Origin of the sequence: Paracoccus sp. KR1-242 (assembly GCF_049446195.1) — a bacterium.
Lineage (GTDB): Bacteria > Pseudomonadota > Alphaproteobacteria > Rhodobacterales > Rhodobacteraceae > Paracoccus > Paracoccus broussonetiae.
The window spans coordinates 17046-38886 of sequence record NZ_JBMSED010000018.1 but is presented as its reverse complement, the minus strand read 5'-3'; the positions used below and the strand labels follow the sequence as shown (position 1 = coordinate 38886).

The 21841-nt window shown below is 64.3% G+C and carries 19 protein-coding genes; 16 read left to right on the top strand and 3 right to left on the bottom strand.

All coding sequences use genetic code 11. The features are described 5' to 3' along the window. The first annotated feature begins 9 nt into the window (after positions 1 to 9). The 7 genes from ACO2Q4_RS22180 to ACO2Q4_RS22150 all read left to right on the top strand — a co-directional run bounded on the left by ACO2Q4_RS22180 (position 10) and on the right by ACO2Q4_RS22150 (position 7482). Entirely contained in the window at positions 10 to 996 is a 987-nt protein-coding gene (locus tag ACO2Q4_RS22180; protein WP_423321974.1) for an HAD family hydrolase, read from the top strand. After that, positions 996 to 2018: a DUF58 domain-containing protein gene (locus tag ACO2Q4_RS22175; RefSeq protein ID WP_423321973.1), complete on the top strand. Its 1023-nt coding sequence runs from the start codon at positions 996 to 998 to the stop codon at positions 2016 to 2018. The genes ACO2Q4_RS22180 and ACO2Q4_RS22175 overlap by 1 nt, the downstream gene beginning before the upstream one ends. Continuing rightward, entirely contained in the window at positions 2015 to 2533 is a 519-nt protein-coding gene (locus tag ACO2Q4_RS22170; protein ID WP_423321972.1) for a DUF4381 domain-containing protein, read from the top strand. Before ACO2Q4_RS22175 ends, ACO2Q4_RS22170 begins: the two co-directional genes overlap by 4 nt. Beyond that, the gene (locus tag ACO2Q4_RS22165) at positions 2526 to 3557 is read left to right on the top strand and encodes a vWA domain-containing protein (RefSeq protein WP_423321971.1); all 1032 of its coding nucleotides are present in this window, start codon (positions 2526 to 2528) and stop codon (positions 3555 to 3557) included. Before ACO2Q4_RS22170 ends, ACO2Q4_RS22165 begins: the two co-directional genes overlap by 8 nt. Then, entirely contained in the window at positions 3554 to 5110 is a 1557-nt protein-coding gene (locus ACO2Q4_RS22160; RefSeq protein ID WP_423321970.1) for a VWA domain-containing protein, read from the top strand. Before ACO2Q4_RS22165 ends, ACO2Q4_RS22160 begins: the two co-directional genes overlap by 4 nt. Further along, positions 5107 to 6381, top strand: a complete 1275-nt coding sequence (locus tag ACO2Q4_RS22155; RefSeq protein WP_423321969.1) for a hypothetical protein — start codon at positions 5107 to 5109, stop codon at positions 6379 to 6381. The genes ACO2Q4_RS22160 and ACO2Q4_RS22155 overlap by 4 nt, the downstream gene beginning before the upstream one ends. A 99-nt stretch (positions 6382 to 6480) precedes the next feature. Then, positions 6481 to 7482, top strand: a complete 1002-nt coding sequence (locus ACO2Q4_RS22150; protein ID WP_423321968.1) for a formylglycine-generating enzyme family protein — start codon at positions 6481 to 6483, stop codon at positions 7480 to 7482. A gap of 53 nt (positions 7483 to 7535) precedes the next feature. On the opposite strand, the gene ACO2Q4_RS22145 is transcribed toward ACO2Q4_RS22150, so the two are convergent. Continuing rightward, positions 7536 to 8762 (bottom strand): Hint domain-containing protein, encoded by a 1227-nt coding sequence (locus ACO2Q4_RS22145; protein WP_423321967.1) that lies wholly within the window; start codon positions 8760 to 8762, stop codon positions 7536 to 7538. 382 nt (positions 8763 to 9144) lie between these two features. On the opposite strand from ACO2Q4_RS22145, the gene ACO2Q4_RS22140 reads away from it, so the two are divergent. The 3 genes from ACO2Q4_RS22140 to ligD all read left to right on the top strand — a co-directional run bounded on the left by ACO2Q4_RS22140 (position 9145) and on the right by ligD (position 13360). Beyond that, positions 9145 to 9948: a DUF72 domain-containing protein gene (locus tag ACO2Q4_RS22140; protein WP_423321966.1), complete on the top strand. Its 804-nt coding sequence runs from the start codon at positions 9145 to 9147 to the stop codon at positions 9946 to 9948. A 73-nt stretch (positions 9949 to 10021) separates the two neighbouring features. Next, the gene (locus ACO2Q4_RS22135) at positions 10022 to 10849 is read left to right on the top strand and encodes a Ku protein (protein ID WP_423321965.1); all 828 of its coding nucleotides are present in this window, start codon (positions 10022 to 10024) and stop codon (positions 10847 to 10849) included. A gap of 3 nt (positions 10850 to 10852) precedes the next feature. After that, a complete protein-coding gene (ligD, locus tag ACO2Q4_RS22130) occupies positions 10853 to 13360 on the top strand; it encodes a DNA ligase D (protein WP_423321964.1) in 2508 nt (835 codons plus the stop codon). Here ligD and ACO2Q4_RS22125 read toward each other — a convergent pair. Beyond that, positions 13357 to 14163: a Ku protein gene (locus ACO2Q4_RS22125; RefSeq protein WP_423321963.1), complete on the bottom strand. Its 807-nt coding sequence runs from the start codon at positions 14161 to 14163 to the stop codon at positions 13357 to 13359. The genes ligD and ACO2Q4_RS22125 overlap by 4 nt on opposite strands. Before the next feature lie 154 nt (positions 14164 to 14317). Here ACO2Q4_RS22125 and fahA point away from each other — a divergent pair, with 154 nt between their 5' ends. The 5 genes from fahA to efeO (ACO2Q4_RS22100) all read left to right on the top strand — a co-directional run bounded on the left by fahA (position 14318) and on the right by efeO (ACO2Q4_RS22100) (position 19930). Continuing rightward, positions 14318 to 15526, top strand: coding sequence for a fumarylacetoacetase (gene fahA / locus ACO2Q4_RS22120; protein WP_423322002.1), 1209 nt, complete (start codon positions 14318 to 14320; stop codon positions 15524 to 15526). Between the two features lie 81 nt (positions 15527 to 15607). Continuing rightward, positions 15608 to 16606, top strand: coding sequence for an iron uptake transporter permease EfeU (efeU, locus tag ACO2Q4_RS22115; protein ID WP_423321962.1), 999 nt, complete (start codon positions 15608 to 15610; stop codon positions 16604 to 16606). After that, positions 16603 to 17757, top strand: coding sequence for an iron uptake system protein EfeO (gene efeO / locus ACO2Q4_RS22110; RefSeq protein WP_423321961.1), 1155 nt, complete (start codon positions 16603 to 16605; stop codon positions 17755 to 17757). The genes efeU and efeO (ACO2Q4_RS22110) overlap by 4 nt, the downstream gene beginning before the upstream one ends. Position 17758: 1 nt before the next feature. Next, positions 17759 to 19060 (top strand): iron uptake transporter deferrochelatase/peroxidase subunit, encoded by a 1302-nt coding sequence (gene efeB / locus ACO2Q4_RS22105; RefSeq protein ID WP_423321960.1) that lies wholly within the window; start codon positions 17759 to 17761, stop codon positions 19058 to 19060. A 45-nt stretch (positions 19061 to 19105) separates the two neighbouring features. Next, a complete protein-coding gene (efeO, locus tag ACO2Q4_RS22100) occupies positions 19106 to 19930 on the top strand; it encodes an iron uptake system protein EfeO (RefSeq protein ID WP_423321959.1) in 825 nt (274 codons plus the stop codon). A gap of 33 nt (positions 19931 to 19963) precedes the next feature. On the opposite strand, the gene ACO2Q4_RS22095 is transcribed toward efeO (ACO2Q4_RS22100), so the two are convergent. Continuing rightward, complete coding sequence (locus ACO2Q4_RS22095) at positions 19964 to 20644, bottom strand: FadR/GntR family transcriptional regulator (protein WP_423321958.1); 681 nt, start codon at positions 20642 to 20644, stop codon at positions 19964 to 19966. Positions 20645 to 20850: 206 nt separating this feature from the next. Between ACO2Q4_RS22095 and ACO2Q4_RS22090 the strand changes: the two genes are divergently transcribed. After that, complete coding sequence (locus ACO2Q4_RS22090) at positions 20851 to 21840, top strand: ABC transporter substrate-binding protein (protein ID WP_395135625.1); 990 nt, start codon at positions 20851 to 20853, stop codon at positions 21838 to 21840. The last annotated feature ends 1 nt before the right edge of the window (position 21841 follow it).

Sequence of the window (21841 nt, the reverse complement as noted above, 5' to 3'; positions counted from 1 at the left end):
AGACCGGACATGGATCGTATTCTTGCCCTTGCCCGTGCCGCGGCCCTTGCCGTGGTGCTGCCCGTCGCCGCCCTTGCGCAGGATCTGGCCAGCTGGAATGACGGCGCGACCAAGACCGCCATCGTCGACTTCGTCAAGGCCGCCACGACCGAGGGCGGACCGGGCTGGATCGCGCCCGAGGATCGGATCGCCGTCTTCGACAATGACGGCACGCTGTGGACCGAGCAGCCGGCCTATTTCCAGGCCTTCTTCGTGTTCGACCGGGTCAAGGAAATGGCCCCGCGCCACCCCGAATGGAAAGAGCAGCCCCCGTTCAAATACGTGCTGGAAAACGATATGGCCGGGTTGGCCTCCTCGGGCGAGAAGGGGCTGATGGAGCTTCTGGCCGCGACCCATGCCGGGATGACCGACGAAGGCTTCAACGACATACTTGAAAAATGGCTCGCCGAGGCACGCCATCCCAAAAGCCAGCGCCCCTATACCGAGATGATCTACGCCCCGATGGTGGAGATGCTTGATTACCTGCGCGCGAACGGGTTCCAGACCTGGATCGTGTCGGGCGGCGGCATCGACTTCATGCGACCCTGGGCGGAAAAGGCCTATGGCATTCCCCCGCAGCAGGTGGTCGGCTCGCAGATCGCCAAGGATTACGAAGTGATCGACGGCAAGCCGCAATTCATGCGCAAGCCCGACATCTTCTTCATCGATGACGGTGCCGGAAAGCCGGTGGGCATCGACCGCCATATCGGCAGGCGTCCGGTCATGGCCTTCGGCAATTCCGATGGCGATTTCCAGATGCTGGAATATACGACCTCCGGCGAAGGTCCGCGGCTGGGCGTCATTGTCCATCACACGGATGCCGAGCGCGAATATGCCTATGACCGCGACAGCCATTTCGGCAAGCTGGACAAGGCGCTGGACGCCGCCCCGGAACGCGGCTGGCTGCTGGTCGACATGGCCAAAGACTGGTCGCGCGTCTATCCGGACGCCAAGTGATGCGAAAGCCGTCCCTGTCAGCGGGTCAGACGCCCCAGCTGGCGGGCGGCGACCCGCGGGTTCACACCACCCTGCAGCACCTTGTCGCGCTGGAGGGACGGGCACGGCGCTTTGACTTTCTGCCGCGCCAGCCGGTGGGCAGCGTTCTGTCGGGCCGGCGCGCCTCGCGCCTGCGCGGTCGCGGGTTGGAGTTCGAAGAAATCCGCGCCTATCTGCCCGGCGATGACCCCCGCAGCATGGACTGGCGCGTCACCGCCCGGACCGGCAGCCCGCATGTCCGGGTAACGCGCGAGGAACGCGACCGCCCCGCCCTGATCATCGTGGACCAGCGACAGGCGATGTTCTTCGGCACACGGCTCAACATGAAATCCGTCTCGGCCGCCGAACTGGCGGCGCTGACCGCCTGGCGCATTCTCGCCGCAGGGGACAGGGTCGGAGGGCTTGTCCTGTCGGACAGCGGGATCGAGGATCAGCGTCCCGCCCGCAGCCGCGGCGCGGTTCTGCGCCTGCTGTCGCTGATCGCCCAGCGAAACGCCGCGCTGTCGGCCGAGGCTCCGGTGGTCGACGATGCGCCGGGGATGCTGAACCTTGCGCTTGAGCAGGCAGCAAGGATCGTCAAGCATGACTGGCTGGTGGTGATCCTGTCGGATTTCGACGGCGCCGATGACGAGACCTTCCATGCGCTGTCGCGGCTTTCGCGGAACAACGACCTGGTGCTGGGTCTGGTCTTTGACCCGATGGCCCATGAACTACCGGCCGAAGGGAGGCTTGTGGTCGGAAACGGGCGCCTGCAGGTTGAACTGGACCTGTCGGCGCGCAAGGTCCAGAAAAACCTGGCCGAAACCGGCGGTAAACGCCTGCGGCGTCTGCTGGCTTGGCAAGAGCGGCTGGACGCCGCCATCCTGCCGATCACCGCGGCCGAGGAGACCCTGCCCCAGGTCCTGCGTCTGTTCGGGTCGGGCCGCGCACCCCGTGGCCTGAGCTTGCCCGACGACGCCATGGTCAAGGGGGACATGTCGTGAACCCGGACGACGCAGCCGCGCCCGCCGCGAAGGCCGACGACCTGGTCTCGCTGATCTCGCAGCTTCACGAGCTGCGCGAGCCGGCGGCGGTGTCGATGTGGCCGGCGACTCCAATCTGGTGGGTTCTGGCCGCCGCTGTGACACTGCTGCTTCTGTTCGTCGCCTGGCGCTGGCGGCAACGGCGCCGGGCAAATGCCTATCGGCGGGCGGCGCTGGCGGCGCTGCGTGCGATCGAACCGGCGCTGGCCCGCGGTGACGTCCCGGCGCTGGCGCAGCTTGACCTGCTGTTGCGACGAACTGCGCTGGCCGCATTCCCGCGCAAGGATGTCGCTGCGCTGACCGGCCCAGCCTGGGCGGATTACCTGGACCATACCGATCCGGAGCTGCCGCATGGTGGTTTCCGCGAGCTTTCGCCTTCGCTCGCCGATACGCCCTATATGCGGCAACCCGGTGATGTTCAGGGCGCACGGCTGGCCGAATTGGCGCGGCACTGGATCCGGCATCATCATGCTTGAATTCGACGCCCCCCTTGCCTTTCTGGCCCTGCCCTTGCCGATCCTCGTCTGGTGGCTGACGCCGCCGCGGCGTCAGCGGGTGCAGGCCATCCGCCTGCCGTTTTTCGAACGGGTCAGCGCCGGGCTGCCCACCGGCGAAGGCGCGGTGGTTCCGGCCCGGCGCGCCGTGCAGATCGTGTTCGTCGCCTTGCTTTGGGCGCTGGCCATCACCACCATCGCCCGTCCCATCCGCTTGGGTGATCCCGTCACCCGGACCGAGGCCGCGCGAGACATCATGCTGGCCGTCGACATCTCGGGTTCGATGGAAACGGGTGATTTCATCGGGTCGGACGGGCAGCGCGGCACTCGGATGGACGGAGTCAAGCAGGTGCTGGACGGCTTCATCGCAGCGCGCAAGGATGATCGGGTGGGAATGATCGCCTTTGGCTCGGCCGCCTATGTGCTGGTTCCGTTCACGCGCGACACGACGGCAGCGCGCCAATTGCTGGCCACGCTCTCGCCAGGCATGGCGGGGCAGAACACCGTGCTGGGTGACGCGATCGGCCTTGCGATCCAGTCCTTCGCAGCCAGCAATGTCGACGAGCGCGTGCTGATCCTGCTGTCGGATGGCTCGGACACCTCGTCTCGCATGGCTCCGGCCAAGGCCGCCGATATCGCGGCAAAGAACAACGTCACCATCCACACGATCGCAGTCGGCGATCCCAATGGCAAGGATGAGCAGGACCGCGTCGACCTGGCCACGCTGCAATCCATCGCCACCACCGCCGGGGGCACGTTCAACCGGGCCGAGGATGCGGCCGGGCTGACCCGGATCTATGAGCAGATCGACACCCTGCACCCGGTCGAGGCAAAGTCGGTGTCGTGGCGTCCACGCCTGCCTTTGGGTCAGTGGACGACCGCAGCCTTCGTCCTGCTGACCGTGCTGGGCTATGCCTGGATGCTGGCAAGGCGTGGCTGGCACAGACGGACCGGCGGGCAACACGAAAAGGCGCGAGCCGGGTCAAGTGACGAGGCCGCGGCATGAACATCCTGCAGGATTTTGCCCACCTGACCTTGCTGCGACCACTTTGGCTGCTGGCTTTGCCGATCCTGGCGCTGCTTTGGTGGGGTCTGCGCCGGCGCGAGGTCGCTGAACGGCCAAGCTTGCCGCAGATCGCGCCCCATCTTCTGGCTGCACTTATCATCGGCGGGGGCGAGGCGGGCCGGACCCGTGCGGCACAGCTGATCCTTGGCGCGGCGGCGCTGATGGCGATCGCGGCGGCGGGTCCGGCCTTTCGCCCTGCCCCCTCGCCCTTCGTGACCGAGACTGCGCCTCTGGTCATTGCGCTGGACCTGTCCGACGGGATGGCGAATGGCGATGTCCCGCCCTCGCGACTGGAACGCGCCAAGCAGAAGATCCGGGACCTGATCGCCCTGCGCGCCGGGGGGCGGACCGGCCTGATCGCCTATGCCGGCAGCGCACATCTGGTCATGCCCCCGACCGAGGATCCGACGGTTCTGCAAAGCTTCCTTGAGGGGCTGGCGCCGGGAGTCATGCCGCGTGCGGGACAACGCCCGTCCGAGGCGATGCACCTCGCCGCGACGCTGCTTTCGACCGAGGATCAGGCGGGCACCGTCCTTTTTGTCACCGACGGGGTCGATCCGACCGACATCGCGAACTTCCCCAAGGACGGGCCGGGCCGCGTGGCTCTGGTCGTCGCCGCAGACGGCGGCGGGGCCGAGCTTGACCGTTGGGCGCGGGAAGCCGATGTCACGACCGTCGCCGTCACCGTCGATGACAGCGACCTGCGCGCGGTCAACCGGGCGGTATCTTCGAACCTGGCGCGGGCGGCCGGGGAACAGGGCCAACTGCAGGACGATGGCTGGCTTCTGGCCATCCCGGCCGCGCTGCTGCTTCTGCTGTGGTTCCGGCGCGGCACGACCATGCACTGGGCGATCGCGGCGTTGGCCCTGCTGGCGGCGACCCCCGACGCCCATGCCGGACCGCTGGCGGACCTGTTCTGGACACCCGATCAGCAGGGAGCCAGAGCCTATGCCGCGCGCGACTTCCCCACTGCTGCCGAGCATTTCACCATACCCGCCTGGAAGGCGGTGGCCTTGATGCGGGCAGGCAAGTACACGGATGCCGCGAAGCTGCTAGAGCCGATCCAGAACCGCGACGCCCAGTTCAACCGTGGTGTCGCACTGGTCCATGGTCGCGATTACCAGGGCGCGGTCGAGGCATTCACCGCCACCGTCGCCCTTGACCCAACGGACCGCCAGGCTCAGGAAAACCTGGATCTCGCCAAGCGCATCATTGCCTATCTGGCCGAGACCCGCGCGGACGAGGATCCCCAAGCCGACGACAAGGACAATGCTGCCGATGGCACCGTCGAGGATCTGACCGGGGACCAGGGAAAGATGATGCGCATCACTGGCGATACGCAATTGTCCGAGGACGCGGCCGAGCAATGGATGAAGCAGGTCCAGACCAAGCCTGCCGACTTCCTGCGTTCTCGCTTCGCGGTCGAAGATGCGACGCGCGCCAACGCTCCCCCGGCCGCACCCGCGACGCCCTCGTCCGGAGGCCAGGAATGACCTTGCCGCGCATCCTTCTGGCCATGCTTCTGCTGACGTTTCTGGCCCCTTCGGCCTTTGCCCAGGATGCGGCCGATGCTCCGCAGGTCGAAGTGACGCTTGATCCGACCGATGGGGTCACGGTGGGCACGCCCGTGCGGATCACGCTAAGCGTACTGACCCCCAACTATCTGGTGCAGCCGCCAGACTGGCCGGACATGCAGATTGCGGATGCAATTACGCGCACGCCCGCGAATGCCGCGCGGCCGGCATCACGCCGTATCGGCGGGCAGACCTGGACTGTCGTCTCGCGCATCTATGAGATCACCGCGCAGCGCGCCGCCGATTACGCGCTGGAGCCCCACCAGATCACGCTGACCTATGCCGATCCGCAAACCAACCAGCCCGTTCCGGCCACGGTTGAAATTCCCGCGATCTCGTTCACGGCCAGCGTTCCGAAGGGGGCCGAGGGACTGTCGCCCTTTGTTGCCGCGGATGCGCTGACGATGACCCAGACCGTCGAGGGGCCCGGCGACGATGCCCGCCCCGGCTCGGCCGTGACCCGGACGCTGACGATCGAGGCGGAGGGAACGCAGTCCATGCTGCTGCCCGCTCTGCTGGGCGGCGATCCTCCCCCCGGCCTGCGCGCTTATCCCCGGGAACCCGAGCTTTCGGACGAGCCGGGCCAAAGGGGCGGGCCCGACATCGCGCGGCGTGTCGAAAGCATCACCTATGTCGCCGAGGCACCGGGGGATTATACCTTGCCCGAGGTCCGGCTGGACTGGTGGAACAGCCCTGCCGCGCAGGTCGAAAGCGCGACAGCAAAGGGCATCTCCTTCTCGATCCCGGCGCCGCCCGGCTGGCATCCGCCCGGCACCCCTGATCCAAGACTGCGGGCGCTCAGCTGGGCCGCGGGCATTGGCGCGTTGGTCCTGGCCCTGCTATGGCTGGGGCGGCGTCCCGCGCGGGCAGCGCTGGTCCGCCTGTCCCGGTCGGAGCCTGTGGTGTTCCACCGCCTGCGCCGCCAGACGCGTCGGGGTGATCCGGGCGCGATCCGCGCCGCCCTGGCCGACTGGCTTGACCGCATCGGGGCAACTGGCACCCCCGCGGGCGTTGCTGACGCCCTGACCCTGGCCGACCGTGAGATCTGGGGACCGGAGGGAACACGGACCCATCCCTCGGACGCCTCCAGACGGGCCTTGGCCGAGGCATTGCGTGCCGCGCGGCACGACCTGCTGCACCGGCGAAAAGCGGAAAGCGCCCCGGCACTTCCGCCGCTGAACCCTTGGTAAAGCGACCGATCTGCCCGCGATTGCCAAGCGCGATGCAAAAGATGCAGACTGACCGGCGCCGGGCATGACAGCCGCCCGCCCGGCCAAAAGGAGAAACGGATGAACGACCAGACCGCAACCCGTTCCGCCGCGACCCGCCCCGACGGCAAGGCCGAGCGGGCGCAACGGGGCATGACCTGGGTGCCGGGCGGAACCTTCCGCATGGGGTCTGACGACCATTACCCCGAAGAAGCGCCCAGCCACCGCGTCAAGGTCGATGGCTTCTGGATGGACACGACTCCGGTCACCAACGGGCAGTTCAAGCGCTTCGTAAAGGCCACCGGCCATGTCACCCAGGCCGAGCGCAGGCCCGACCCAAAGCAATATCCGGGCGCCCTGCCCGAGATGCTTTATGCGGGTTCGCTGGTCTTTCTGCCCCGGCCCGGCATCACCGACCTGCGCGACTGGTCGCAATGGTGGAACTTCATGAAGGGCGCGGATTGGCGGCACCCCTATGGCAAAGGCAGCCATATCCACGGGCTGGACGACCATCCGGTGGTCCATGTCGCCTATGCCGACGCGCTGGCCTATGCCGCCTGGGCGGGCAAGGATCTTCCGACCGAGGCAGAATGGGAATTTGCGGCGCGCGCGGGGCTTGATGGCGCTGAGTTCGCCTGGGGGGACGAACTCAACCCCGAGGGGCGCCAGATGGCCAATACCTGGCAGGGCAATTTCCCGGTCGAGAACCTGTCCCTGGACGGCTTTGACCGCACCTCGCCCGTGACGGCCTTTCCGGCCAATGGCTATGGGCTGCAGGACATGATCGGCAATTGCTGGGAATGGACGCAGGACTGGTTTTCCAGCAAGCACCCGGCCGACGCCGCAAAGGCTTGCTGCATCCCCGAAAACCCCCGCGGCGCCGCGATGGACGGCAGCTTTGATCCCCTGCAACCGACGATCCGCATTCCGCGCCGCGTCATCAAGGGCGGCTCGCATCTTTGCGCACCGAACTATTGCCGCCGCTATCGCCCCGCCGCGCGCCACGCCGAGGCGGTGGACACATCGACCAGCCATCTCAGCTTCCGCTGCGTGCTGCGTGCCGAAGGACCGGCAGCCACCTGACAAGACGACGAAGAACGGGCCGCAATCGCGGCCCGTCCCGTCAGCCCCAAACCTTAGCCGACCAGTTCGCGACCGTGCTGAACGTGGCGCGTGACCATCTTGCGCGAACGCCGCCCCGAGGGAACAAGGCGCGCCGGTTCAGGCACGAAAGCCGGGTCCCTCAACATCGGGAACAAGGAATAGATCTCTTCCCGCGCGGCCTTGTCCACGGATTTGAGCGCCTGTTCACCGGTATAGAAACTTTCGGTCTCCGCGCCGTTCGACAGTACGACCTCGTGGCGGTCAAAGGTGAAGTGGACATACAGGACCTCGTTCACGTCATCGGCGTAATCGATGCCGTCGACCTGAAGAAGCTGCTTGGCCGCGATCAGCACCTCACTGGTGCCGAACATCTTTACCGCGATCTTCGAGCGGACAAGGACGCGGTGCTGTGGCGAGACCAGCAGATCAGCCTCGGGCGTACCCATCCCCAGCGCCCCGGCCTTGATCCGGATCGGGCGCAGGCGGGGATTGCGGCGCAGCGACGCATCGGCCAGACGGACGCTGCCGACCCACAGGATGGGTTGATAGCCGCGATCCCGTGTCAGCACCATGTCGCCCGCCACCAGCGTCTCGACCGCGACCGGACCCGTCTCGGTCTGGATCATCGTGCCGGCGACGAAGCAGAAGACCTGATCATCCGCCAGTGTCAGAGTGGCGTCCGGGTCGTAGTCGACGTTGACAATGGCGGTATCCAGGATGCCCTGCACGGCATTGGTCGCGGCTGTGGTCACCGGGCCGATGATCCCGGCCAGAAGCGGGTTCGCAGCCAGCGCATCGGCCAGACCGGAAATCGGCACGGTGATCGAAGGTGTGTTGATGCCCAACAGCGCAAAGTTCACCGTCACCTGCATGTGGTCTTCGTCAAGCGGATCGTCGGAAACGAAATAGGCGTTGCCGGAGCCATCGATCATCATCTCGCCCGAGATCGAGTTTACATCGAGGGTCAGGCTGCCAAGGTTGACGCCCAGAGCGCCGAGCACGTTGACGGTCGAGGATGCGGTCGAGATCGTCGCATCGCCCGCATATTGTCCACTCACGACGGGGGTTCCGTCGCTTTGCACGGCATCGAATTGGTCGCCGGGATCGACCGTCGCGCCAGAGGTTTCCTGAATGTCGTAAAGATCGAATTCCTGTGATGCGCTCAGGTCGTTCAGGACCAGGTTATCGCCCAGGGAAACGACGGGAGTGTCCGCCGTCAGGTCGATGGTGGCGTCTGGCATTGCTGTAACATAGGGCATTGCACAATCCTTTTCAGAATGCGCCTTAAAGGCGACAGTTCGCTGGATGGTTCGACATCACGTCCGCTCGCGCTTCCGTTACGTCAACTACACCCTGACGCGAGTCGTGTGATTCGCCACAACTTGGAATTTATCTCTCTGAAATTTCCTCAGACTGTCTTTACCGATCTCAGAAGAAAGCATGGCGCGAGCGCGTATGGCGCGTTTCCGCCATAGCCAAATCTTCGCAAGCCATTAATCTTGATTTCATTAATTTTAATATTCATTCTTTCTGTGTCATCGCTCGTGCATTGCGGCGACACAGCCATCGGCTTTGACAGCAGGAACCCGGATGCCGATGTGCTCTTTCTGCACCAACCTTTGCTGAAAATATGAGGGCGGAATGAAAAATACTGGAGCCGGGAAAATCCGGATCGGAATCGGTGGATGGACATTTGAACCATGGCGGGGAAGTTTCTATCCGGACGACCTGCCCCAGAAACGCGAACTGGAATATGCCAGCCGCTACCTGACTGCGATCGAGGTGAACGGGACATATTACCGCAGCCAAAGCCCGGACAGTTACCAGAAATGGCATGACGAAACGCCAGACGATTTCGTCTTTGCGCTGAAGGCACCTCGTTTCGCCACCAACCGCAAGGTTCTGGCTGAATCCGGCGAGTCCATCGAGCGTTTCGTTACCGGCGGCATCGCAAGGCTTGGAAACAAGCTGGGACCGATCAACTGGCAATTCATGGCGACAAAGAAGTTCGATCCCGAGGATTTCGGAGCTTTCCTGAAACTGCTTCCCAAAACGGTCGAAGGACTGCATCTGCGCCACGCGGTCGAAGTTCGCCATGACAGCTTTCGCCACCCCGAGTTTCTGGATCTGGTGCGGGCGCATGATGTGGCGGCGATTATTTCGGCCGATGGAGAGTTTCCCCAGATCGCGGATCCGACCGCATCATTCATCTATGCCCGGATCATGGGAACGACGGAAAGCGAGCCATTGGGCTACACATCGGCCCAACTGGATGCGTGGACGGAGCGCGCCCGAACTTGGGCCGATGGTGGCATCCCCAAGGATCTGGACTACGTCGCAACGCCAAAGCCGGGGGCGCCACGCGACGTCTTTCTGTTCGTGATCAGCGGCCACAAGGCACATAACCCGCAGGCCGCAATGGCAATGATCAAGCGGCTTGGCTGACTGTCAGCCGGAACAATCGGGGCGCTGAAAGGTTGAGCGACCAACACTCCCACTCGTCCCAGCGAGGATCGGTATGGCACCCCGCGCCAATTGGAAGGGTATCCTGCAAGTCGCCGAACTGACCTGTCCGGTGGCGCTTTACACGGCGGCATCGACCTCGGACCGGATCGCCTTTCACACGATCAACCGCGCGACAGGGCATCGCGTCCGGCGGGAGTTCGTCGACAGCGACAGCGGCAAGCCTGTTGAACGCGACGATCAGGTCAAGGGATATGAGATCGGCCCGGACGACTACGTCATCCTTGAGCCCGACGAAATCGCCGCCGCCGTGCCCGACAGCGACAAGACGCTGGCCGTTTCGGCCTTTGTCGGATGTGGCGAGATCGACAAGGTCTATTTCGACAAGCCCTATTATCTGAGCCCGGCTCAACAAACCGCGGCCGAGGCCTTCGCGCTGATCCGCGACGGAATGCGCCGGAAGGGTGTCGCCGCCCTGGCCCAGACGGTCCTGTTTCGTCGGGTACGGACCGTCCTGATCCGCGCCCATGACGATGGCATGATCGCCAATACGTTAAACTTCGACTACGAGGTCCGCTCGGCCGTCGAGGCGTTCCATGACATCCCCGACCTGAAGATCAAGGGCGAGATGCTGGATCTGGCCCGCCACATCATCGACACCAAGAAAGGCAGCTTCGATCCCACCGCCTTCGAAGATCGATATGAAGGCGCGCTTGCCGATCTGGTCAAGGCCAAGGCCGAGGGGCGCAAGATCGCGCGCAAACAGCCCAACCGCGCCGGCAAGGTTGTCGACCTGATGGCGGCGCTACGCGAAAGCGCGGGGATGGCCGCCAAACCCGCGCGCAAGCCTGCCAGCACCGGCACGCGCCGGAAATCGGGCTAGGCCATGGCGCTGGAAGCCTATCGCAGCAAGCGCGACTTCAAGGCGACCTCGGAACCGAAGGGCGCAAAGACACGCAAGCATGGCCACAGCTTCGTAATCCAGAAACACGATGCGACACGTCTGCATTATGATTTTCGGCTGGAGATGCAGGGTGTCCTGAAAAGCTGGGCCGTGACCAGGGGACCCAGCCTGGATCCGGGCGAAAAGCGCCTGGCGGTCCATGTCGAGGATCATCCGCTGGACTATGGCGATTTCGAGGGCACCATTCCGAAGGGCCAATATGGCGGCGGAACCGTCATTGTCTGGGACAAGGGAGAGTGGAAGCCCCTGGGAGATCCCGAAAAGGCCTATGCCAAGGGGCATCTGGAATTCGAACTCCAGGGCGAAAAGCTGCGTGGACGCTGGCATCTTGTGCGCATGCAGCACAAGCCCGGCGAAAAGCGCGAGAACTGGCTACTTATCAAGGGCGACGACGACTTTGCCCGCCCCGACGGCCCGGATATCCTTGCAGAGCGCCCGGAATCGGCCAAGACCGGTCGCGATTTGGCCGAAGTTGCCCGCGACACCCCGCCCTTGAAGCGCAAGCCGGCGCGCAACTCCTCTGCCCTGCTAGAGTCGTCGACAACCGACCTGACCCGGATCAAGGGCGCGAAGAAGGCGGCGATGCCTGCGTTCATCCAGCCGATGTTGGCGACGCTGGTCACCTCGGCTCCCGCGGATGATCGCTGGCTGCACGAAATCAAGTTCGACGGCTACCGCCTGCAGGCCCGGATCGAGGCGGGGCGGGTCAAGCTGCTGACGCGCAGCGGTCTGGACTGGACCGAGCGCTTCGGTAAGCCCTTGGTCGAGGCCTTGCGGGATCTGCCGGTCGGAAGCGCCATCCTTGACACCGAACTTGTCGTCGAAAATGACAGCGGCGCGTCGGATTTTTCTGCGCTGCAGGCCGATCTCAGCGCCGGGCGCAGCGACAGGTTTCGCCTTTATGTCTTTGATCTGATGTTTCTTGACGGGTTCGACCTGCAATCTGTGCCTCTGGTCGACCGCAAGGACCTGCTGCGCCCCCTGCTGCCCGGCACCCAGGCGATCTTGCGCTTCAGCGAGCATTTCGAGGCCAGCGGCAGCATGGTCCTGCGCCATGCCTGCCGTCTCAGCCTTGAGGGGGTGGTGTCAAAGCTGCGCAATTCTCCCTATCGGGCGGGACGCGGGCGATCTTGGGTCAAGTCGAAATGCTCGGCCCGACAGGAATTCGTCATCGGCGGCTTCGTGCCCTCGACCACCTCGCGCAAGGCGATCGGTTCGCTGATCCTGGGCGTCTACGAGGATGGTGCACTGCACCATGTCGGCCGCGTCGGAACCGGCTTCAGCCGCACCGTAGCCGAAGATCTGTTCGCACGACTTGACCAGATGCGCCAGCCTGCCCCGGACTTCGCGGGCAAGCTGACAGCGGACGAAACACGCGGCGCCGTCTTCGTCCGTCCCGATCTGGTGGCCGAGGTCGAGTTTCGCGCCTGGACCGCAGACGGGCATCTGCGCCATGCCTCATTCCGGGGACTGCGAGAAGACAAGGAGGCGGAAAGCGTCATGCGCGAAAGCCCAAAATCAGCCGTGAAGCCCGCCGCTGCGCAAAAACGTACGGTACCTCTGACCCATCCTGACCGCCTTTATTGGCCCGAAACGGGCGTCACCAAGGAAGGGCTGGCCGATTACTATGCGCAGGTCTGGCGCCACATCGCGCCCTTTGTCACCGGTCGCGCGCTTGCGCTGCTGCGCTGTCCGAACGGGATCACGGGCGAACAGTTCTTCCAGAAGCACGCTTGGAAGGGGCTGAACCCCAAAATCGACCTGGTCAAGGATCCCCGCGACAAGTCCGGCCAGGCGCTCATCAGCATCAGCGACCTCGACGGGCTGATCGCACTGGTCCAGTCCGCGACGCTTGAGATCCACCCCTGGGGCTCGACCATCGCGGATTGGGAGCGCCCCGACACGATCATCATGGACCTCGACCCCGGCGAAGGCATCGATTGGCCGACCATCGTTGATGCGGCGCAAGAGGTGCGGCAGCGGATGCAGGACGCGGGCCTTGCCAGCTTTGTCAAGACTTCGGGCGGCAAGGGCCTGCACGTCGTCGCCCCCTTGAAACCGGCGGCGGACTGGCCTGCCGTCAAGGCCTTCACCAAGGCCATGGCCGAGGCGATGGCCGCGGACGCGCCCGATCGCTTCGTCGCCACCATTGCCAAGTCCCGGCGGCGCGGCAAGATCCTGGTCGATTATCTGCGCAACCAGCGCGGCGCGACGGCCGTCGCGGCCTACTCGACGCGTGCCCGCGAAGGCGCGCCGGTTTCTGCCCCTTTGGCTTGGGATGAGCTTGGTCCGGACATCCGCTCGAACTACTTCACTGTCGAGAACATGCCGACGCGGCTTGCCGCGCTGTCGTCGGATCCCTGGGACGGTTTCAGGTCCGAGGCGGTGGTCCTGCCGGGCGCGGGGCGCAAGGCCAAGAATCCGGGCTAACGAGCCTTCCCCTTGCCCTCTGCCGCAAGGCTTTTCTTCAGCGCATCCATGATGTTGACGACGTTTCCTGATGTTTCCTGGGCTTTCGCGCCTGCGGCTTTCTTCGGTTTGCGTCCCTTTTTCCGGTTCGCGATCAGGGCAAGCAGGTTCTCTTGAACCGGGTCGTGAACCATTTCCGGGGTCCAGTCCTTGCTGCGCTCGCCGATCAGGCGCGTAACCAGCTTCATGGCGGCGGCATCGGGCTTTGCCTTGCCGATCCCCGCGAAATAATCCGCCTCGTCCCGCACCTCGTCACCATAGCGCAGGGTCCAAAGGATGATCCCCTTGCCATGCGGCTCAAGCATGACGGCGCGTTCGCGGCGATACAGCACAAGGCTCGAGATCCCGACCATACGCGTCGCCACCATCGCATCCCGGATGACCGAGAACGCCTCCTCTCCCATATTGTCGGCTGGGGTCAGATAGTGCGGACGGTCATACCAGATCCATTCGATGCTGTCGGACGGGACGAACATGTCGATATCGATCGTGCGCGTGCTTTCCAGGCCAACGGCCTCGATCTCGTCATCTTCCAGCAGGATATAGTCGTCCTCGCCCCTGGCATAACCCTTGACCTCATCCTCGGACGCGACCGGTTTGCCCGTCACGGCATCGACATAGCGGCTGACGACACGATGCCCGGTGCGCGCGTTCAGAGTGTGGAAGCGCACTTTTTCGCTCTCGGTTGTGGCGGGCATCATCGAGACCGGACAGGTCACCAGCGACAGCTTGAGATAGCCTTTCCAGAACGAACGGGGGGCCATGATCCTGCTCCGTGCCTCGCAAGGCGGTCGCCGTCCGCCCGGCAAGACAACCGGTCCCGGCCAGGAATGTTCCCCAATGGAGGATCCTGGCATGATCGTTGCCAGTGAAACGAAATCTGCTAGGAATGCGGAAACAGGGATCGCGGGGGGGCGCATGACCGGTCTGGCCAAAAGCTGGGTTGCCTCGGCAAACAGGGTGGGATGCGAATTCCCGATCCAGAACCTTCCCTATGGCGTCTTCTCCACGGACGGAACGGCGCGACGCTGCGGTGTCGCGATTGGAGAGATGATCCTTGATCTTGCCGCCTGCGAAGATAGCGGCGTGTTCGAAACTGGTAGAGCGTTCGCGCAGCCGCAGCTGAACGATTTCATGGCCTTGGGCCGGGCGAACTGGGACCATACCCGCAGCCTTCTGACCGAATTGCTGGCCGAGGGCGGCGATGCGCGCCTGCCCCTTGTCCCGATGACCGCCGCCCGGCTGCATTTGCCGATCAAGGTCAGCGAGTTCACCGACTTCTACGCTTCTCGCCACCACGCCTTCAATGTCGGCGCGATGTTTCGCGGGGCCGCGAACGCGCTGCCCGCGCAATGGACGCATATGCCCATCGGCTATAACGGGCGTGCCTCATCCGTGGTGGTTTCCGGGACGCCGATCAGGCGCCCGATGGGTCAGATCCTGGGCGATCACGGACCTGAATGGGGCCCCTCGCGCCGCCTGGATCTTGAGCTGGAACTGGGTGCCATAATCGGCGCCGACAGCGCCATGGGGGAAAGGGTGGATGTCGAGCGCGCCGAGCAGATGATCTTCGGCTATGTCCTGCTGAATGACTGGTCTGCGCGCGACATCCAGACCTGGGAATACCAGCCGTTGGGACCGTTCCAGTCCAAGGCCTTCGCGACCACGATCAGCCCGTGGATCGTGACCCAGGCGGCACTGGAGCCGTTCCGATGTCCCGGCGCGCCACGCAGCAACCCGCTGCTGCCCTATCTGCACGAGGCGCGGCCGGGATTCTATGATCTGACCGTCGGCTGGCGGATGAACGGTCAGGACATGGCGCAGACCAATTACGCGCAGATGTATTACTCAAGCGCGCAGCAACTCGCCCATCATACCGGCTCTGGCTGCCCGATGCGCGTCGGTGATCTGCTGGGCAGCGGCACAATTTCCGGCCCCGAGCGGAATGCCCGCGGCGCCCTGTTGGAAATGACCGAAAACGGACAGAACCCGATCCTTGTGAACGGGGAAAGTCGCTGCTTCATTCAGGACGGGGATGAGATCGACCTTTTCGCCCGTGCCCAAGGGGATGGCTATCGGATCGGTTTCGGCCCTTGCGCAGGCCGCATCCTGCCTGCACTGCCTTGATCTGCGGCCCTTCGCGCGCCCGAGTCGGGCGGGCTTAACGCCACCTTCTGAACGGCCACTTCAGGGGTGGATCAAGCCATCGTGCGTCTGACAGTTTCCGTCTGGATTGACATTCGCGGGGCGACAGGTTTCATCTGCGAAAAGGCGCCAGTCTGGCGCGAGATCAACGCCGCGATGCCCTTCTGGCGCAGCTTCCCTGCGACGGACCCGCACCACGACAAGAACTGGGACCGGGGGATGCTAGCACCGTTTCTGATCATGCTGCGCGAGGGGCTGGAGGCGGCCCTGATCGTCGGCATCATTGCCGGCTATCTGCGCCAGACCGGCCGCCGGGGCTGGCTGCCCGCCATCTGGCTTGGCGTGCTTCTGGCTGTCGCCGTTTCGCTTTTCGTCGGCGCCGGCCTGCAACTGGCCAGCGCCAGTTTTCCGCAAAGAACGCAGGAGCTGATCGAGGCCGTGATCGCGCTGGTCGCCGTCACGGTGCTGGTCGGAATGGTCTTCTGGATGCGCCGCGCCGCCCGCTCGATCAAGGCTGAGCTGCAGCATTCCGTGGACGAGGCCCTGAAGCACAAGGGCAGCATGGCCACCTGGGGCCTGATCGGGATGGTCTTTCTGGCCGTGGCGCGCGAAGGGCTCGAGTCGGTTTTCTTCCTGCTTGCGATCTTCCAGCAAAGCCGCGACGCGGCTGCGCCAATCGGGGCCGCGCTGGGGCTTCTCGTCTCGCTGGGCGCGGGATGGGCCATCTATGCCGGGGCGCTCAGGATCGACCTGCGCAGGTTCTTCCGCTGGACCGGTATCTTCATCCTTTTCGTTGCGGCGGGACTGTTTTCGGGCGCGCTGCGGGCACTGCACGAGGCCGGCCTGTGGAACGCGTTGCAGTCGCCCGTCTATGACCTGAGCGGCACTTTGCCCGAAACCGGCCTTGTCGGCAGCATCCTGTCCGGCCTGATCGGCTATCGCGATGCGCCCTCGCTCAGCGAATTCATCGCCTGGGCGGGCTTCCTGGCCGTCACTCTGACGCTGTTTCTGCGCCCCGCCTCGGCGCCGCCCCTGCGTTCAGGGATGGAGGTCTCGAAATGAGCAGCCCGTCACGCGCCATCTATCTGGCCATCGCCGGCGCCGGGGGGCTGGTCATCCTCGGGGGAGCCGCCTTCTGGTATGCCTCGCAGCAAGCCACCGCACGCGGCGGCGCGGCGGATCAGGTCGTCACCGTCGACGCCCAAAGCTGCCAGCCGAACGAGATTACCCTGCCCGGCGGTCGCCGCAGCTTCGAGATCGTGAACAGCTCTGACCGCCCCATCGAATGGGAAATCCTGAATGGCGTGATGGTCGTGGCCGAGCGCGAGAACATCGCCCCCGGCTTCCGCACCTCGCTGTCTGCGGACCTTGCGCCCGGCGAATACGAGATGACCTGCGGCCTGTTGTCGAACCCACGCGGCAAGCTGGTCGTCACTGCCTCGGACGAAGCAAGCGCCGCGGCATCCGAGGTGACGCTGCGCAAGTTCCTGGGGCCGCTTTCGGAGTACCGCGTCTATCTTGTCATGCAAGGCAAGCAGGCGGTGAAATCGGCCGAGACCCTGCGCGACGCCATTGCCGCGGGCGATCTTGCCGCGGCGCAGGATGCCTGGCGGCAGGCTCGCCTGCCCTATCGTCGGATCGAGCCGCTGGCCTATCGGCTGTCCGACCTGGAAAACGCGATCGATCCCCGCGCCGCCTATCTTGAGGGGCGCGAAAAGGATCCCGCCTTTACCGGCTATCACCGCATTGAATACGGACTTTTCGATCAGAACAGCACGGATGGGCTGCAGCCCGTGGCCGACCGGCTGGTCGCGGATTTGACCGCGCTGGCACAGCGGCTTCAGGAAACGCCGCTTGATCCGCAACTGCTGATCTCATTGCCCGGCGAAATGGCCGAGCAGATCGCGACCGGCCAGATCCCGCAAGGCGACAACGCCTATGCCGGAAACGACGCGGATGAACTTCAGGCCAGCCTGGACGGGATCGGCAAGCTGGCGGGTCTGCTGGGCCAGGTGGCCGGCGCCGTCGACCCCGCCTTGGACAAGGACATCGCCAAGGCATTGCAGGACAGCCGCGACGCGCTTGCCACGCTGCAGGCCAAGGGCGCCGCTTATGGCGATGTGCCGGCGGATGCGCGCACCGCGCTGGCCAACGACTTCTCGCGCCTGGCTGACAACCTGGCGCGCTTGAAACCCGTGATCGGGATGAACTGACATGTCGAAATGCCCCATGCACCCCGGCACCAGCCGCAGGAACGTCCTATTGGGCCTTGGCCTTGCACCGGTGGGATTAGCGGTCGCGGCCCATGCCGAAACGCCTGCCCCGGCCGCTACACCGCAGGTCGTCGACGCCCCCGCGCAAGAGGCCGAGGTCGCTGCGCGCCGCGTGGCATTTCACGGCCCCCACCAGGCCGGGATCACGACGCCGCGTCCTGCGACCGGGATCATCGCCGCTTTCGACGTGGTCGCGGGTTCACTGGACGATATCGAACGGATGCTGCGCCTGCTGACCGAACGCGCGGCTTTCCTGACACAGGGTGGCGAGGTTCCGCAGCGTGACCCGAAGCTGCCCCCGACCGATTCCGGGCTGCTGGGTCCGGTCATCGCGCCCGACAACCTGACCATCACCCTGGGTTTTGGAGCCTCCTTTTTCGAGAAATTGCCCGAGTTGCAGTCCCTGAAACCGGCGCGGCTTGAACGGATGGTCCAATTCCCGAACGATGCGCTGAACGCCGCAGAATGCCACGGCGACATCTCGTTGCAATTCTGTGCCAACGTGCAGGACACCAACGTCCACGCTTTGCGCGACGTGCTGAAGAACATGTCCGAGTTCCTCGTCCTGCGCTGGATGATCGAAGGTTCGGTACCCCCGGTGACGCCGGCGGCGGATGGTTCGACCCCAAGTGCGCGCAACTTCCTTGGCTTCCGCGACGGTTCGGCCAATCCGGACTCGACCGATGCAGACTTGATGGATCGACTGGTCTGGGTCTCGGACCCGTCAGAGCCGGGCTGGGCCAGGGGCGGCAGCTATCAGGCGGTCCGCATCATCCGCAATTTCGTCGAACGCTGGGACCGCACGCCCCTGTCTGAGCAGGAGCGGATCTTTGGCCGTTCCAAGATCAGTGGCGCCCCGCTGGATGGCGGCCCCGGCGCGACCGAGCATCACCTGCCCGATTATGCGGCCGATCCCGACGGCCAATGGACGGCGATGGACGCCCATATCCGGCTGGCCAATCCGCGTGCCAAGGACAGCGCACAGAACCAGATCCTGCGGCGACCCTTCAACTATACCCGCGGCGCGGTGATGAACGGTCAGCTTGATCAAGGGCTGCTGTTCATCTGCTACCAGGCTGACCTGCGGCGGGGATTCATCACCGTGCAGGAACGCCTGAACGGCGAACCGCTTGAAGAATACGTGAAGCCCGTCGGCGGCGGCTATTTCTTCGCCCCGCCCGGCGTCGCGGGGGCCGAGGATTACCTTGGCGCGGGCCTGATTTCTGAAGCCAGGCGGGTCTGAACCGCCAAGCCGCCAATCGAACCGGAAGACACGGGGAGCGTGACCATGACCGGAAACTTTCTGAAGACGACTGCCATTGCCCTGGCGCTTGGCGGCTGGGGGCATGTCGCCCTTGCCGCCGACCCCTCGCTGGATCTTGTCGGGCCGCTGTCCGACTACAAGATCTTCGTGGCCGAAAATACCGCGAAGCTCGTCACGGATGTCGAGGCGTTCACGGGCGCGGTCAAGGCAGGGGATGTCGACAAGGCCAAGGCGCTTTTTGCCGCGACCCGCACCAGCTATGAACGGATCGAACCGATCGCCGAGCTGTTCTCGGACCTTGACGTCTCGATCGATGCCCGCGCCGACGACTATGAAAAGGCCGAGCAGGACCCCGCCTTTACCGGCTTCCACCGGCTTGAGTACGGGCTTTGGGAAAAGGGCTCGACCGAAGGGCTGGACGAATATGCCGACCGTCTTCTGGCAGACGTCAAGACGCTGGACCAGCGCATCAACGACCTGACCTTCCCGCCGGAAGTGGTCGTGGGCGGCGCGGCCGTCCTGATGGAAGAGGTCGCGGCCACCAAGATCTCGGGCGAGGAAGACCGCTACAGCCGTACCGACCTGTGGGATTTCGACGCGAACTTCGAAGGCGCTCAGAAGATCTATACTCTGCTGCGCCCGCTGGTCGAGAAAGACGCCGACTTCGTCCAGAAGGTCGATGGAAACTTCAAGGCGGTGGACGATGTCCTGACCAAATATCGTACCGCCGAAGGCGGCTATGTTTCGTATGAGGAACTGACCGACGCCGACCGGAACGTCCTGTCCGCCAAGGTCAATACCCTGGCCGAAGACCTGTCGACGCTGCGCGGCAAGTTGGGCCTCGGCTGACCCGGTCTTGCGGGGGCCGATGCCTTCGGCCCCTCAGCACCCAAGGCTTTCGCGCAGTTTCTGTTCCACCGTGCGCAAATGTCGCCGCATCGCATCCGCCGCCGCGGGCCCGTCCCGCGCGGCGACCGCATCCACGATCACGTCATGTTCGCCAAAGCTGTGATGATCCCGCGGCGGACGGTCGGGATGGCTTCTCCGCCTGCTCCAGGTGATTGCGCGCCGGACGGCGGTCAGCGTATCCAGCAATCCCAGCAGCAAGGTGTTCTGCGCGGCCTCGCCCAGGCTGCGGTGCAGGCGGTTGTCCCAATGTTCGTATTGACGCCAGCTCGTCGCAGCGCGGCATTTCTGGGCGCAACTCCGCAATTCCGACAGCTGCGCGGCGGTGGCGTTTCCGGCAGCCAGCCGCGCGATCTCTGGTTCAAAGGCGATGCGGGCCGCCATCACCTCCATCGGGTTTGTGCCTTGGACAAGCGCGTTGATATCGGCCTGGGTGCCAATGGGCCGGTCGCCCATGAAGGTGCCCTTTCCGACATGACGCCACAGGACACCCTGCGCCTGCAACGTCGCCAGGGCCTTGCGCAGAACCGCGCGGCCCATTCCCAGGGCTTCGGCCAGTTCGCGTTCGGGCGGCAACCGGCCGTCTTCGCCCAGATCGGCCGTCTCTAGAAAGGTGCGCAGCCGTTCAAGGGGCTGAGTCTCGTCAATCTGCTTCATTTTTGAAACCAATTTGCAATTGGTTTATTATCGTCCACAGGCGGTGAAGAAGTCAAACATAGATTAATTGCTATTAATCCGCATGTTAGCATTAATACAGCACTTGGCTGGATCACAAATCCCACGACAATGTTGACTCAATGCAGAATCAAGTTCAGCATTGGTTTTAATTGGGCTGGAGGGAGCTCGATTGATGGGAGGAGAAGATGGGATATCTTGCCGACAAGATGCGGCCTCTCGCCGTCATCGCCGCACTGGGAATGACAGTCGCGCTTCCAGGCGCAGCACAGTCCGAACCGATGCGCGTCGCCTTTGGCGACATTGCCACAATCGAGACGCTGGGCCTGCTGATCGCGCTGGAACGCGCGAAGGAACAGGGCGTCGAAATCGAGCCGGTCTTTCTGAAAAGCGAAGATATTGCAGCCCAGGCCGTGGTCAGCGGGCAGGCCGATATCGGGATCGGTGGACCATATGCCCTGCTGCAGAAGGTCAAGGCGCCGATCCGCATCTTCATGCAGCTGAGCGAGCTGCAGATGTATCCTGTCGTGAACACCGAGTTCTACAAGGATTGGGCCGATCTTGACGGGCAAGAGGTCGCGGTCCATTCGCGCGGATCGGGGACCGAGGCGATCATGCAGCTGCTCGCTGCGGAAAAGGGCATCAAATATTCCAACATCACCTATGTTCCGGGGGCCGAGGTGCGGACCGGCGCACTGCTGCAGGGCAATATCAAGGCCTCTATCGTCGACTCCTCGGGCAAGCGCGTGCTTGAGGCAGAGGCCCCGGACCGCTTCGCCTTTCTTCCGCTAGGCGACATCTCGGCCACGGACGAGGCGCTGTTTGCCAATACCGACTATCTCAAAGACCATGCGAAAGAGGCAGAGGTCCTGGTCGAAGCAATCGTGACGACCTGGCGCGAGATTGCGGCCGATCCCGCCGCGCCGCTGAAGCTGCGCGAGAAATATGCCCTGCTGCCCGACGCCACCCCCGAAATGGTGGCCGAGATCGAGCCATTCTATGCGGGCATGAAGGATGCCATGCCTTTGAATGGCGGGGGCGAGGAAGCAGCCCGGAACGATTTCGCCTTCTATACGGTATCGGGCGCCTTGCAGGGCGATCCGGCAAGTTTGAAGGTCGAGGATTTCTGGGATCTGTCCGTTCTGAACGCGGTCCTGGCCCGCACCGGGACACAGTGAG

Coding starts and splice junctions, on each gene's coding strand:
- ACO2Q4_RS22180 (WP_423321974.1), top strand. CDS start 10: ATGGATCGTATTCTTGCCCTTGCCCGTGCCGCGGCCCTTGCCGTGGTG.
- ACO2Q4_RS22175 (WP_423321973.1), top strand. CDS start 996: ATGCGAAAGCCGTCCCTGTCAGCGGGTCAGACGCCCCAGCTGGCGGGC.
- ACO2Q4_RS22165 (WP_423321971.1), top strand. CDS start 2,526: ATGCTTGAATTCGACGCCCCCCTTGCCTTTCTGGCCCTGCCCTTGCCG.
- ACO2Q4_RS22160 (WP_423321970.1), top strand. CDS start 3,554: ATGAACATCCTGCAGGATTTTGCCCACCTGACCTTGCTGCGACCACTT.
- ACO2Q4_RS22155 (WP_423321969.1), top strand. CDS start 5,107: ATGACCTTGCCGCGCATCCTTCTGGCCATGCTTCTGCTGACGTTTCTG.
- ACO2Q4_RS22150 (WP_423321968.1), top strand. CDS start 6,481: ATGAACGACCAGACCGCAACCCGTTCCGCCGCGACCCGCCCCGACGGC.
- ACO2Q4_RS22145 (WP_423321967.1), bottom strand. CDS start 8,762: ATGCCCTATGTTACAGCAATGCCAGACGCCACCATCGACCTGACGGCG.
- ACO2Q4_RS22140 (WP_423321966.1), top strand. CDS start 9,145: ATGAAAAATACTGGAGCCGGGAAAATCCGGATCGGAATCGGTGGATGG.
- ACO2Q4_RS22135 (WP_423321965.1), top strand. CDS start 10,022: ATGGCACCCCGCGCCAATTGGAAGGGTATCCTGCAAGTCGCCGAACTG.
- ligD (WP_423321964.1), top strand. CDS start 10,853: ATGGCGCTGGAAGCCTATCGCAGCAAGCGCGACTTCAAGGCGACCTCG.
- ACO2Q4_RS22125 (WP_423321963.1), bottom strand. CDS start 14,163: ATGGCCCCCCGTTCGTTCTGGAAAGGCTATCTCAAGCTGTCGCTGGTG.
- fahA (WP_423322002.1), top strand. CDS start 14,318: ATGACCGGTCTGGCCAAAAGCTGGGTTGCCTCGGCAAACAGGGTGGGA.
- efeO (WP_423321961.1), top strand. CDS start 16,603: ATGAGCAGCCCGTCACGCGCCATCTATCTGGCCATCGCCGGCGCCGGG.
- efeB (WP_423321960.1), top strand. CDS start 17,759: ATGTCGAAATGCCCCATGCACCCCGGCACCAGCCGCAGGAACGTCCTA.
- efeO (WP_423321959.1), top strand. CDS start 19,106: ATGACCGGAAACTTTCTGAAGACGACTGCCATTGCCCTGGCGCTTGGC.
- ACO2Q4_RS22095 (WP_423321958.1), bottom strand. CDS start 20,644: ATGAAGCAGATTGACGAGACTCAGCCCCTTGAACGGCTGCGCACCTTT.
- ACO2Q4_RS22090 (WP_395135625.1), top strand. CDS start 20,851: ATGGGATATCTTGCCGACAAGATGCGGCCTCTCGCCGTCATCGCCGCA.